Here is a 12549-nt window from a genome sequence, read left to right as displayed (position 1 = left end):
CTGAAAGCGCGCGCAACGCAGGATCAGAAACGTAACCGGAAGGTGCTTCCGAAGGCGCTGCTGTCCAGAAAGATTCGCCCGTTATGGTTGGCGACGATCTGCTTGACGAGGCTGAGGCCAAGGCCGGCCCCGGTGCTGCGCGGTGTAACGCGATAAAAGGGCTCGAAAATCCGCTCCCGCTGATCTTCGGCTATCCCCTGTCCCTCATCGGAAACCGCGATCTCGCCACTGGCGAGAATCGAGACGTGGATCATCCCCCTGTTCCCGCCATGGTCGATGGCGTTGCGCACGATGTTGCTGATGGCGCGCGGCAGCGTGAACGGGTTGCCCAGTATTTCATATCGCGCGACCTGCGTTTCGAAGGAGATATCGTAGCCCGCCGCAAGCGCGAGCGGCGCGAGATCGGCAACGACAGTGCGCGCCGTCTCGACGAGGTCCAGCGTTTCGCGCCGGTCGTTCACCTGATCGTTTCTTTCGAAGGCGAGAAGCTGCTCCGTGGTTTCCCCAAGCCGCGCGACATCCTCCATCAGGCGTTGCTGCTGCGGCCCCGGCAGGCCCTCTATCCGGGTCTGCATGATCGCAATCGGCGTTCTCAGCTCATGCGCCGCATCGATGAGAAAACGCTGCCGCGCCCGAAATTGCTCTTCAAGCCGTTCGAGGATGCCGTTGAAGGCAAGGATCAGGGGTACCACCTCCCGCGGCACATCCTCGACCGGAAGCTTCGAGCCCGGCCGGCGCGGATCGATCTCGGGAGCCTTTTTGACGACGGAATTGAGGCCGGCAAGCGCCTCGCGCACGATGCGGGGAACCGAGAAGAACACGGCAGGCAAGATGACAGCCAGGAGGGGAACGTAAATCTTGTAGGTTCCGGCAAGGAGCGCCAAAAACTGCCCCCTCATATGCGTGGTTCCGCCGAACATGACCCTGACGGAACCCCACTTCGTCTCCATGCTTTCAACCAGGGCGACCTCGGAGACGCCCTTTCCGCCGCGAATATCGGCATCCGTCAGCAAATGCAGATACGGCGACAATTCCTCATAAACGGCAGGCACGGCGCCATAGCTCGCCACCCGCCCGTCCAGCGTGGAAGCCACGAACCAGAGCGTTGAGTTCTCCGCCTTCAGGGCCTGCAATGCCGGGCCATTGGTAACGACCAGTCCTTTTTGCGGATCGAGGGAAAGCGATTCATCAAGTGTTGCCGACAGGTCGTCCCAGAGGGCAATATTGGGCGAAAGCATCGTCATGCCGTAAAAGCAGAGACCGATGATGACCACGGCAATCATGGCGGAGACGACGACGCTGAGCTGCCAGCTCAGTTTCCACCACAAGGACGAGTTGGAGGTGCCCTGCGCTTTCATGCCTCTTCCTTCAACAGATAACCGATGCCGCGAATATTATGGACGCCAACGCCTGCGGAGGCATCGAACAGGCGTTTTCGCAGCCGCGATATATGCGCGTCGAGCGCATTGGACTGGATCTCTTCCTCGTAATTGTAGACGGCCGCCTCAAGCGTGGAACGCAGCACGGATTTGCCCTTGCGCTTTGCCAGCGCAACGAGAATCGCAAGCTCGCGCCTTGGCAGATCGAAGGGAGCGGAATTGATCGTGACGCTGAGATGGAGCGGATCGATAACGATGCGGCCGGCTGTGATTTCGGCCGGCGCAAGATTTGCCGGCCGTCTCAGAACCGCACGCACCCGCGCCAGCAGCTCACCGACGAGAAACGGCTTGCCGAGATAGTCGTCGGCGCCGCCATCCAGTCCGGCGATGCGGTCTTCCGGTTCGTTCAATGCCGTCAACAGTATGATCGGCGTGTCAATGCCGGCGTGGCGCAGCTGCGGAATGAAGGCAAGTCCCTCCCCGTCCGGCAGGCGGCGATCAAGCAGGATGGCGTCATAGACGTGCTGGCGCGTCAGCTCCATCGCATCGCCGAGCCACATCGTATGGTCGATGACGATGCCCTGCCTGCCGAGCGTCGCCGTCAGCGCATCCGCCATTGCCTTTTCGTCTTCGATCAACAGGAGTCTCATGCGTCACCGTCCCTTCGCATTCCCTTGTCTGCCAGAAAGGTTGCGGCAGTATTGCGGCAAAGAAGACACCTGAGCATTTCCAACCCCGTGCATGTCCGTTTCCACTCCGAAAAGGCATGAAATCAGGGCGATGGAACATCAGACCCTGCTGTTTAAGCAGCTGCGTTCGCAAGGGTAATGCTGCTGCAATTATGGACACCTATCCAGATGCCATACGCCTCAAGAGAGGCAATGTAACCGCCTGAGCGGCGGTACCGGTATGGAAAGGATTTCAGCATGTGGGTGAAGAGAACCATCAAGGCGGGGATCGCGCTTGCAGGTTGCGTTCTCGTTGTCACCGCTCTCGATCCGGCGCGCGGCAGTGTCGATGCGAATGAGCGTGTCAAAGGCATCGTGAACGGGCTCGTCGAGACTGCCGCGATGAGCCCGGCAGGCACTCCGTTCGAACTGACGGCGACCGAAACGGCGAAGATCGGCACGCGCCCGATGGTGGAGCGGCTTGGCATCAGCGGCGAACTTCAGCCCATCACCCGTGTGGTGATCCGCGCCCGTGAAGCCGGCAAGATCGTCGAGATGAATGTCCGCGACGGAGACGCGGTACAGGCGGGCGAGCTGCTCGTGCGTTTCGAAACCGACGAGCTGCAATCGACGCTTTTGCTGCGGCAGAGCGACCGGGATGCGGCCGAGGCCGAGCTGATGCTGGCAATGCAGGCCCTGACGAGAACCGAACAGCTTGCGCTGAAAAACATCGCTTCGGCAGAACAGCTCGACAAGGCGAAAAGCGATGTGGCGGTGAAGACGGCAAGGCTCCAGAGCCTCTCGGCGCAGGCGGATATTGCACGCCTCGCCCTTCGCAATGCCGAAATCCGCGCGCCCTTCGGCGGCACCGTCACCCGGCGGCTTGCCGAGGCGGGATCGCGTGTCGGTGCGGATGGCGAGCTTCTCACGCTGGTCGATACCAGCGTGCTGGAGGCGAAGGTTCTTGTCGCGACGCGCGATGTTCCGCGCGTCGCCCTCGGCCAGACGGCGGAACTGGAAATTGACGGCCTTGGCGGCCAGATCGTCAAAGGCACGGTCGACCGCATCAGCCCGGTTGCCGAAGACGGCACCCGCTTCATCGCCGTCTATCTGCGGCTTGCCAATCGTGACGGCCGGCTGTGGGGCGGAATGTTCGCCAGCGGATCGATTCTGCTGCGCGAGAAAAACGATGCGCTCGTCGTTCCCGCCATCGCGCTGCGCAAGGATGAGGCCGGTTATCATGTGCTCAAGGTGCAGGACGGCCATCTTCGCCGCCAGACAGTCACGGTGGGAGCGCGCTGGAACGGCGGCAACCTGATCGAGATTGCCGCCGGGTTGAAGGATGGCGAGACCATCCTGACCGCGCCGCTTCCACAATTGCGGTCCGATATGGCCGTCACCGTCGACAAGGCAGGCTGAAATGTTCTTGACCCGCATATCCGTTACCCATCCCGTTTTCGCCACCATGATGATGGTGGCGCTTCTGGTTATGGGCGCCTTCTCCCTGCAACGGCTTGGGCTGGACCAATATCCCAATGTCGACGTTCCCGTGGTGGTGGTCGTCACCTCTTATCCCGGCGCGACGCCGGAGACGGTGGAAACCGAGGTGACACGCCCGGTCGAGGATGCGCTGAACGCCATTGGCGGTCTCGATGAGGTCACCTCCACCTCTTATGAGGGGCGCTCCGTCGTCGTCGCGAAATTCAAGCTCGAGGTCCGCAGTTCAGCCGCCGCGCAGGAGGTGCGCGACAAGATCGCCGCCATCGAGGCGAATTTTCCCGAAGACGCCAAAAAGCCCGTCATATCGAGGTTCGACCCCGCCGCCGAGCCGATCCTGTCGGTGGCGATCAGTTCGACATCGCTCGATGTGCCCGCCCTCACCAGCCTTGCCGACCAGAAGGTGGTGCGGCAGTTGACGACGGTTGCCGGCGTCGGCCAGGCAACGCTGGTCGGCGCGCGCAAACGGCAGATCGATGTGACAATCGACGAGACGCGCATGCGCGCCCTTGGAATCGGCATCAACGAGGTGGTGAATGCGCTGCGCACCGGCAACAGCAACAGCCCGGCCGGAAGCGTCGTCGATCCCGTCTCCGAACGCACGATCCAGGTGCAGGGGCGTATCGAGAAACCGCAGGCGCTGCTGGATATGGTCGTGGCAAGGCGCGGCGGCGCGGCCATTGCGCTTCGCGATGTCGCAACGCTTTCCGAAGGGGCAGCCGATGCCGAAAACCGCGCCCTCTATAATGGCCAGACGGCGCTGGCGATCGACATCGTCAAGGTTCAGGACGCCAATACGGTTCAGGTCGCAACAGATGTGAGGAAGCGCCTCGATGCGCTCAATGCCGAGCTTGCCCCGCAGAACGTGCAATTGCGCATCGTCACGGATGCGTCGATACCCATCCGCGAATCCGTCAATCAGGTACAGACGACGCTGATCGAAGGTGCGGCGCTCGCCGTCGTCATCGTCTTCCTGTTCCTCAATTCCTGGCGCAGCACGGTGATTACCGGGCTGACATTGCCGATAGCAATCATCGGCACGCTCGCGGTGATCCATGTCCTCGGCTTCACGCTCAATACGCTCAGCCTGCTGGCGCTGACGCTTTCCATCGGCATTCTGGTGGATGACGCCATCGTGGTGCGCGAAAACATCACCCGCCATCTTCACATGGGTAAATCGCATCTGCGTGCGGCCCTCGACGGCACCAATGAAATCGGGCTTGCGGTAATCGCAACAACGGCGACAATCGTGGCAGTTTTCCTGCCGGTCGCCTTCATGGACGGCATTGTCGGCCGGTTTTTCTACGAATTCGGCGTCACCGTTTCCGCCGCCGTCCTGATCTCGCTCTTCGTCGCCTTCACGCTCGACCCGATGCTGTCCAGCGTCTGGTACGATCCGGACGCCCAGCCCGATGCGAAGCGCGGGCCCGTGGGCCGCCTGATCGCCCGTTTCGACCACGGCTTCGAATGGATGGCCGGGCAATATCGCCGTGCAATCGGCTGGACCCTGCGGCATCGGCTCGTCACCCTGCTTGTCACGTCGGGCATCTTTATCGGCAGCCTGTTCATGGTGCCGCTGGTCGGCACGGAATTCGTTCCGAATGCCGATGAGGGCCGCTTTCAGGTCAATATTACCGCGCCGGTCGGCTCTTCGCTGGACTATACGACAACGAAGGTGCGGCAGGTCGAAAAGGCGCTGAAGGAATTTCCGGAAGTCGAGACGCTCTATTCCACCGTCAATACCGGCGGCGCCGCCGGAAAACATCGCGCCGCCATATTGGTGGGGCTGGTGCCGCTCGATATGCGGAGCCGAACCCCGCTCTCCCTTGCCGAACCGGTTCGCAAACGCCTGTCAGCCATACCCGGCATAGAGGTCACGATCCTGCAGAATGGCCTTGGCGGCGGCGAAAGCCCGGTGCAGCTCAGCATCCTCGGCGACGACCGGGCGGTCCTCGAAAAAATCGCCACCGGTCTGGTCGAAGACATGAAGAAAATCCCCGGACTCGTGGATGTGACCTCCAGCGCCAAGGATGTGACTTCCATTCTTTCGGTCCGCCTGAAGCCTGCGGCGGCGAGCGATCTCGGCATTGCCCGCTCCGATCTTGCCGCAGCGCTTTCCCCCCTCATCGGCGGCGAGGATGTGTCGAAATGGACGGATGCGGACGGCAACAGCTACGATATCGTCATCCGCCTGCCCGTCGAGCGGCGGTCCGATGCTGCAGGTCTCGGTGAATTGATGATCGCAACCGGCCGCACGGCCGCGAACGGCGCGCCGCTGATGGTGCGTCTCGATCAGGTCGCCGATATCGGCATCATGCCGGCCCCCGCCGAAATCCGCCGTATCGACAATCGCCGCGAAATACTGGTTTCGGCCAATATCGCCGGCCGCACGCTTGGCGAGGTGACGGAGACGTTGCAGGGCCTGACCGCCGGTCTTGACCTGCCGAACGGCTATCGCATCCGCTTCGGCGGTGACGCCGAAACCATGCAGGAGACCATCGGCCACATGGCCACGGCGCTTACCATGGCCGTCATCTTCATCTATATCGTGCTCGCCTCGCAATTCGGCAGTTTCATGCAACCGCTCGCCATCATGGCGTCCCTGCCGCTTTCGCTTGTCGGCGTCCTCATCGGGCTGATGGTGGCCGGCAGCACGATCAACATGTTCTCGCTGATCGGCTTCATCATGCTGATGGGCCTCGTGACCAAAAACGGCATCCTGCTGGTCGATTTCGCCAATCGCGAGCGGCGGCGTGGGCTTTCGCTGAACGAGGCGCTGGAAAATGCCGGCGTCATCCGCTTCCGCCCGATCATCATGACGACGCTTGCGATGATCTTCGGCATGATCCCGCTTGGTCTCGCCGTCGGCGGCGGTGGCGCGCAGCGTGCGCCGATGGCTCATGCGGTGGTTGGCGGCCTCATCAGTTCCACGCTGCTGACCCTGATCGTGGTGCCGACCATCCTGTCCTATATAGACAGCATCGTCAGGCGTTTTGCCCGCCTGTTGCCGAAAGCGCCGGATGAAACGGGGCATTCGAACCATCAGGCGGAACCTTCCCAAAAGCAGCCGGCCTGAAAAGGCCGGTTTTGCATCTATGGGGCTGCCGTCACCTCAGCAGGAGAATGGCGGCTGGCCCCGCCAGAAGCACGGCGAGGACGATGATGGGATGGAGATAACGCAATAAAAAGCGGAGAGCGGAACGACATGGTTTCATGCAACGGCACCTGACGACAATCATCAGGCAAGGTTGGAGAGGGCCCATTGCGGCGGCATTACAGTCCTGGGCACAGGAGCGGATGCCGGACGGGTGCGGTTACGGCCTCTCGCTGCCCTGACGCTTCTTTTTGCCCTTCGGACGAAAATCGACAAGAAGCGACTTCAGTTCGATATCGCGAACGCGCCTTGCCGCCTCATCCGGGCGCACCCATTCCAGCAGGCGTTCACCGCGTTCCTTGAAACTGGTTTCCGCCTCCGTCACCTCTATCTGGAACACATCGACCATGCAGGGAACGACATCGCCATTGTCTAGCATCTTGAGATAGGTATAGCGGCCAACCGCATTCTTTTTCACCCGGCCCCGCACGCCGGCCTCCTCCCACGCCTCGATTGCCGCCGCCTCGTGCGGCTTCTTGCGTTTCATCGGCCAGCCGCGCGGAATGATCCAGCGTCCGCTGGTACGAGACGTGACGAGGAGGATTTCAACATCCTCGCCATTGCCGGTATAACGGAAGCAGAGCGCGGCATATTGCTGCCGGAAAGCGCCTGTGAAGAGCTTTTCCGGAACCGCAGCAAGCTGCTGGAGCAATGTCAGTGCACGAGCCGGGCGGGTTTTCCGGCTTTTCTTGGTGGGTTTCATATCCGTTGATAGTGCTGATTTTCCGGGTTGCATCAATGCCCCGCGTGCATTTATGACAGTTTTATGACAATCACCCCACACAACTAATAAAGCGCCATTGAGGGCCAATTCGCATGATGAGTATTTTTCGCAAGCTGATGCCGCGCGAGGACCGTTTCTTCGACATGTTCAGCAAACATTCCGAAACCGTCATCAAAGCGGCCGAGGCCCTTGACCAACTATTGAGCGGCATCGACGTCGAGAAGAACTGCGACCTCATCGTCGCCCTTGAACACCAGGCGGACGACATCACCCGCGAGGTGCTGCTCGCCGTCAGGCGCAGCTTCATCACCCCCTTCGACCGCGGCGACATCAAGGATCTCATCCAGTCGATGGATGACGCCATCGACATGATGCACAAGACCGTCAAGACCATCCGTCTTTTCGAGCAAACGGAATTCGATCCGCTCATGAAGGAAATGGGGCATGAGATCGTGCGCGCAGCCGGCCTCATCGCGGAAGCCATTCCGCTTCTCAACAAGGTCGGCACGAATGCGCAGCGCCTGTCATCCATCGCCGAAGAGGTGACCCGCGTTGAAGGCCGCTCCGACGAACTTCACGATCTGGGTCTCAAGGACCTCTTCCGCCGCCACGGCGCAAGCGGCAATGCCATGGCCTATATGATCGGCAGCGAGATCTACGGCGAACTCGAAAAGGTCGTCGACCGCTTCGAGGATGTGGCCAACGAGATCAGCGGCATCGTTATCGAGAACGTCTGATGGATGTCGCACTTGCCCTGCCGCTGCTAATCGGCCTTATCGCCATCGCGCTGTTCTTCGATTTTCTGAACGGCCTGCACGATGCCGCCAATTCCATCGCCACCATCGTCTCCACCCGTGTGCTGCGCCCGCAATATGCGGTCGCCTGGGCGGCCTTCTTCAATTTCATCGCCTTCCTGTTCTTCGGCCTGCATGTGGCCGAAACGCTCGGCACCGGCATCATCGATCCGGCCATCGTATCGCCGCAGGTGATCTTCGCGGCGCTGATCGGCGCCATCGTCTGGAACATCGTCACCTGGATTTTCGGCATTCCCTCCAGCTCGTCGCACGCGCTGATCGGCGGGCTCGTCGGTGCGGGATTTGCGAAGGTGGGTTTCAATTCCATCGTCTGGTCGGGCCTGCTGAAGACCGTCGGCGCCATCTTCATGTCGCCAGCCATCGGCTTCTTCCTCGCCCTGCTTCTGGTGCTCACCGTCTCCTGGCTGTTCGTGCGGCAGACGCCCTTTGCCGTGGACCGCACGTTCCGCGTGATGCAGTTCATCTCCGCCTCGCTTTATTCGCTGGGACACGGCGGCAACGACGCGCAGAAGACCATGGGCATCATTGCCGTGCTGCTCTTCAGCCAGGGACATCTGGGCGAGAGCTTCTACGTGCCCTTCTGGGTGGTGATTTCCTGCCAGTCGGCCATGGCGCTCGGCACGCTGTTCGGCGGCTGGCGCATCGTCCATACGATGGGATCGAAGATCACCCGGCTGAACCCGATGCAGGGTTTCTGCGCCGAAACCGGCGGTGCGCTGACGCTGTTCGGTGCAACATGGCTCGGCATTCCGGTCTCCACCACCCACACGATCACCGGCGCCATCGTCGGTGTCGGCGCTGCCCGCCGCGTCTCGGCGGTGCGCTGGGGCCTTGCCGGCAATATCGTCATCGCCTGGATCGTGACCATGCCGGCGGCTGCGCTGATCTCCGCCGCGGTTTACGGGCTGACGTCGCTGTTCGGCTGACGCTCCATCCCTGCCCCGATTTGCCGCTCCTCCCGGAACAAAAGCCACCCCGTGGCTGTTGTTCCGGGGGACCAATGCGGATTGCGGACATGGCACGGCAGGTTTTCTGGAAGGGTTATCTCAAGCTGTCGCTGGTGACGGCCTCCGTCTCGCTGACACCCGCGACGACGGAAGGCAACAAATACACCTTCCACATCCTCAATCGCAAAACCGGCAATCGCGTCGAAAGCCGTTATGTCGACAGCATCACCCACCGACCGGTCGCCGCCAAAAACCAGGTAAAAGGTTTTCCCCGCGCCGAGGACGATTACATTATTCTGGAGGATGACGAGATCGATGCGGTAGCGCTGGAAAGCACCCGCACGATCGATATCAAGACCTTCGTGCCAAAAGGATCGATCGACTGGATCTGGTACGACCGTCCGCATTTTCTGCGCCCGGAAGACAAGATCGGCACCGAAGCCTTCAGCGTCATTCGCGAAGCCATGAAGGTGAACGATGTTTTCGGTATTGCGCGCCTCGTAATCTACCGTCGCGAAAGGGCTGTGCTCCTCGAACCGTCGGGGAAAGGCATCATCCTGTGGACGCTGCATTATGGCGAAGAGGTGCGCGAAAGCATTGACGCGCTGGAGCCGAAGATGAAAATCGACCGGCCGCTGCTGGACGCCATGGAAAAACGCATCGGCAAACAGGTGACGGGTTGGAAACCGGCTTTGGTGCAGGACCCCATTCAGAAGAAGATCAAGTCCCTGCTTAAGACCAAGGGCGACGAGGTCTCCTCCTCGAAAAAGAAAACCGGCACGAAGGCCCGCACCGGCGGCAATGTCATCAACATCATGGATGCCCTGAAGAAAAGCCTTGCTTCCGAAAAGAGAAGCTGAGGCTCGACGCCTTCAGCGGGCCTTTTTCGGAAGCGGCTCGGCAGCGGCAAAAAATCCATCCCAAGGGTCTTTTTTCAGCGCGGAAAGACGCGCGCCGATATTGTTGACGGTGAAATGGGCCGGGCCGATCTCGGCAGTGAGTTCCGACCATTCGAGCGGTGCTGAAATGGCGGCGCCCGGCCGGGCACGTGTCGAATAGGCCGCAACCGCCGTATTGCCCCTGCCATTGCGCAGATAGTCGATAAAAATGCGGCCTTGCCGTTTCGCCTTGGTGGCGACGGAGAGATATTTTTCCGGCTCGGCCTTCGACATATCCGCCGCCATGGCCTTGGCGAAGGCCTTGACCGGAGCCCAGCCCGCCTGCGGCTTCAAGGGTGCGACGACATGCAGGCCCTTGCCGCCGGAGGTCTTGACGAAAGCGGCAAGCCCGGCTTCTTCGAAACGCCGCTTCAGCTCCAGCGCCGCTTCGATCACCTCTTCCCACGCCACATCCTCGCCGGGGTCGATATCCATGGTGATCATGTCCGGCTTTTCCCAATTGGCGGTGGTCGCGCCCCATGGGTGGATTTCGAGCGCGGCGGATTGCACGAGCGCCATCAAGCCATCGAAATCGGTGATGCGGATCAGCGGTTCTCCGCCCTTGTCCTTGGGATCCTTGATTTGCTCGACGGCCTTGTTGATGCCGCGCCAGGCGTGTTTCTGGAAAAATCGCTGCCCCTCTATGCCCTCCGGGCAGCGCAACAATGCCAGCGGCCTGTTAACGACAAAGGGCGCCATGTGCCGCCAGACCTGCGCATAATAGTCGGCAAGCCCCTCCTTCGTCACGCCGTCCTCCGGCCAATAAAGCCGGTCCGGATGGGTGAACTTGATCTTCGATTGCGGCGCCTGGGTATCGGACACGGCCTTCTCCTCGCGTTCGATTTCTGCTGCGGGCTTATCTTCGTGCAACCCCCGGAAGGAGGCGTGACGCAGATTGCCATCTCCAGACCATGCACGAAACTCCACTTCCGCCACCAGTTCCGGCTTGACGAAATGAAGATCGCGGCGGGCAAGCGCGGTGAGTTTCTCACCGAACGGGCTTTCTTTGCGCTCAAGCGGCTTCAGGCGGCCAAGCAGCATCTCCGCCACTTCACCCGTATAACCTGTCCCGACACGGCCGACATGGCGCAGCTTGCCATTTTCATAAACGCCAAGCGCCAGCGATCCGATGGCATGGTCGGATGTGGAAGAGACGGTATACCCCCCGATGACGAATTCCTGTCGCATCGAGCATTTGGATTTTACCCATTCGCCCTTGCGGCCCGAAACATATTTGCTGTTCCTGACTTTGGAAATGACACCCTCGAGGCTGAGCCGACAGGCATGGTCCAGAACAAGCGCGCCGCTTTCCTCAAAATGCTGGCTGTAACGCAGATGGGGGTCACCCGCTGGCAGCAACTTTTCGAGCAGCGCCTTTCGTTCGCTCAATGCCGCACCGCGCAGATCGCTGCCATCGAGATAAAGAAGGTCGAAGGCATAAAATACGAAGCGGTCGCTGCGCCCTTCGCTCAGATCCTGCTGCAAGGCGGAGAAATCGGAGGCCCCGCTGTCGCGTTCGACGACGATTTCGCCATCGATCAACACCGTTTCCACCGGCAGCGCCCTGAGCGCTCCTGTCACGGCCCGGCCGAATTTCTCCGTCCAGTCCAGCCCGCTGCGGGTCAGCAATTGAATCTTGCCCCGATCGACGCGCGCCTGCAGACGATAGCCGTCGAATTTGATTTCATGCAGCCAGCGATCTCCGTTGGGCGGTTTCGGCTTGAGCGTGGCGAGCGCCGGCGGCACGAAAGATGGCATGGCCAGTTTGCGTGCGCCTTTAGGCAGCGCATGCGCCTGTTTCCTGCCGGAGGCAGAAGCCACGGTCTTTTTCGATACCGTTTTGGAGTTCCATGTATCCTTCGGTTTGGCTGCAACTTCCGCGACACTGCGCCCGGTCTTTACGGATTCCGGCCGTTCTTCGAGAATATCCGCGCCGCCCTTATGCCTCGCCTCCTCGTCATCGCCTTTGATAAGCAGCCAGTTCTCCCGGCTTTCTCCGGGCTTTCCGTGCATGCGTACCAGATGCCATCGGCCTTTGAGCTTTTCGCCGTCCAGTTCGAATTCCAGATGGCCTTTGCGATAACCTTTCCGGGCGTCGCCGATCGGATGCCAGGTGCCGCGATCCCAGACGATCACGGTGCCGCCGCCATATTGTCCTTTCGGGATGACGCCCTCGAAATCGCCATAGCTGAGCGGATGGTCCTCGACATGCACGGCAAGCCGCTTGTCCTCAGGATCGAGGCTCGGCCCGCGCGTCACCGCCCAGCTTTTCAGCACACCGTCCATTTCCAGCCGAAAATCATAATGCAGACGGCGGGCATCGTGTTTCTGTATCACGAAGCTAGAGCCCTGCTGTTCGGCCGTCGTCCCTTTGGGCTCCGGCGTCTTGTCGAAACTGCGCTTGGCGTTATAGGTCTGCAATCCCAT

The 12549-nt window shown here is 60.8% G+C and carries 9 protein-coding genes; 5 read left to right on the top strand and 4 right to left on the bottom strand.

Features of this window, described 5'->3' with window-relative positions; genetic code table 11:
- Positions 1-23: 23 nt before the first annotated feature.
- On the bottom strand, positions 24-1358 hold the full coding sequence (locus tag ACQZ60_RS16450) for a sensor histidine kinase (protein WP_448735642.1): 1335 nt from the start codon (positions 1356-1358) through the stop codon (positions 24-26).
- A complete protein-coding gene (locus tag ACQZ60_RS16445) occupies positions 1355-2029 on the bottom strand; it encodes a response regulator transcription factor (protein WP_125146890.1) in 675 nt (224 codons plus the stop codon). Before ACQZ60_RS16445 ends, ACQZ60_RS16450 begins: the two co-directional genes overlap by 4 nt.
- 276 nt (positions 2030-2305) lie before the next feature.
- Between ACQZ60_RS16445 and ACQZ60_RS16440 the strand changes: the two genes are divergently transcribed.
- On the top strand, positions 2306-3466 hold the full coding sequence (locus ACQZ60_RS16440; protein WP_448735641.1) for an efflux RND transporter periplasmic adaptor subunit: 1161 nt from the start codon (positions 2306-2308) through the stop codon (positions 3464-3466).
- 1 nt (position 3467) lies between these two features.
- Positions 3468-6620 (top strand): efflux RND transporter permease subunit, encoded by a 3153-nt coding sequence (locus tag ACQZ60_RS16435; protein ID WP_448735640.1) that lies wholly within the window; start codon positions 3468-3470, stop codon positions 6618-6620.
- A gap of 238 nt (positions 6621-6858) precedes the next feature.
- On the opposite strand, the gene ACQZ60_RS16430 is transcribed toward ACQZ60_RS16435, so the two are convergent.
- Positions 6859-7401 carry an NUDIX hydrolase gene (locus ACQZ60_RS16430; protein WP_448735639.1) on the bottom strand — a complete coding sequence of 181 codons (543 nt, stop codon included), beginning with the start codon at positions 7399-7401 and terminating at the stop codon, positions 6859-6861.
- Positions 7402-7514: 113 nt separating this feature from the next.
- Here ACQZ60_RS16430 and ACQZ60_RS16425 point away from each other — a divergent pair, with 113 nt between their 5' ends.
- From ACQZ60_RS16425 to ku, 3 genes are all read left to right on the top strand, one after another.
- Complete coding sequence (locus ACQZ60_RS16425) at positions 7515-8159, top strand: DUF47 domain-containing protein (protein ID WP_065657646.1); 645 nt, start codon at positions 7515-7517, stop codon at positions 8157-8159.
- Positions 8159-9163 carry an inorganic phosphate transporter gene (locus ACQZ60_RS16420; protein WP_003521775.1) on the top strand — a complete coding sequence of 335 codons (1005 nt, stop codon included), beginning with the start codon at positions 8159-8161 and terminating at the stop codon, positions 9161-9163. The genes ACQZ60_RS16425 and ACQZ60_RS16420 overlap by 1 nt, the downstream gene beginning before the upstream one ends.
- A gap of 89 nt (positions 9164-9252) precedes the next feature.
- The gene (gene ku, locus ACQZ60_RS16415; protein WP_448735638.1) at positions 9253-10044 is read left to right on the top strand and encodes a non-homologous end joining protein Ku; all 792 of its coding nucleotides are present in this window, start codon (positions 9253-9255) and stop codon (positions 10042-10044) included.
- Positions 10045-10056: 12 nt separating this feature from the next.
- Here the strand turns inward: ku and ligD are convergent, their stop codons facing one another.
- Positions 10057-12549 carry a DNA ligase D gene (gene ligD, locus ACQZ60_RS16410; protein WP_448735637.1) on the bottom strand — a complete coding sequence of 831 codons (2493 nt, stop codon included), beginning with the start codon at positions 12547-12549 and terminating at the stop codon, positions 10057-10059.

Source organism: Agrobacterium sp. 22-223-1, from assembly GCF_053522385.1.
The sequence above is the reverse complement of the archived record's forward strand: the minus strand, read 5'-3'. Positions and strand labels throughout refer to the sequence as shown.

Coding starts and splice junctions, on each gene's coding strand:
- ACQZ60_RS16450 (WP_448735642.1), bottom strand. CDS start 1,358: ATGAAAGCGCAGGGCACCTCCAACTCGTCCTTGTGGTGGAAACTGAGC.
- ACQZ60_RS16445 (WP_125146890.1), bottom strand. CDS start 2,029: ATGAGACTCCTGTTGATCGAAGACGAAAAGGCAATGGCGGATGCGCTG.
- ACQZ60_RS16440 (WP_448735641.1), top strand. CDS start 2,306: ATGTGGGTGAAGAGAACCATCAAGGCGGGGATCGCGCTTGCAGGTTGC.
- ACQZ60_RS16435 (WP_448735640.1), top strand. CDS start 3,468: ATGTTCTTGACCCGCATATCCGTTACCCATCCCGTTTTCGCCACCATG.
- ACQZ60_RS16430 (WP_448735639.1), bottom strand. CDS start 7,401: ATGAAACCCACCAAGAAAAGCCGGAAAACCCGCCCGGCTCGTGCACTG.
- ACQZ60_RS16425 (WP_065657646.1), top strand. CDS start 7,515: ATGATGAGTATTTTTCGCAAGCTGATGCCGCGCGAGGACCGTTTCTTC.
- ACQZ60_RS16420 (WP_003521775.1), top strand. CDS start 8,159: ATGGATGTCGCACTTGCCCTGCCGCTGCTAATCGGCCTTATCGCCATC.
- ku (WP_448735638.1), top strand. CDS start 9,253: ATGGCACGGCAGGTTTTCTGGAAGGGTTATCTCAAGCTGTCGCTGGTG.
- ligD (WP_448735637.1), bottom strand. CDS start 12,549: ATGGGATTGCAGACCTATAACGCCAAGCGCAGTTTCGACAAGACGCCG.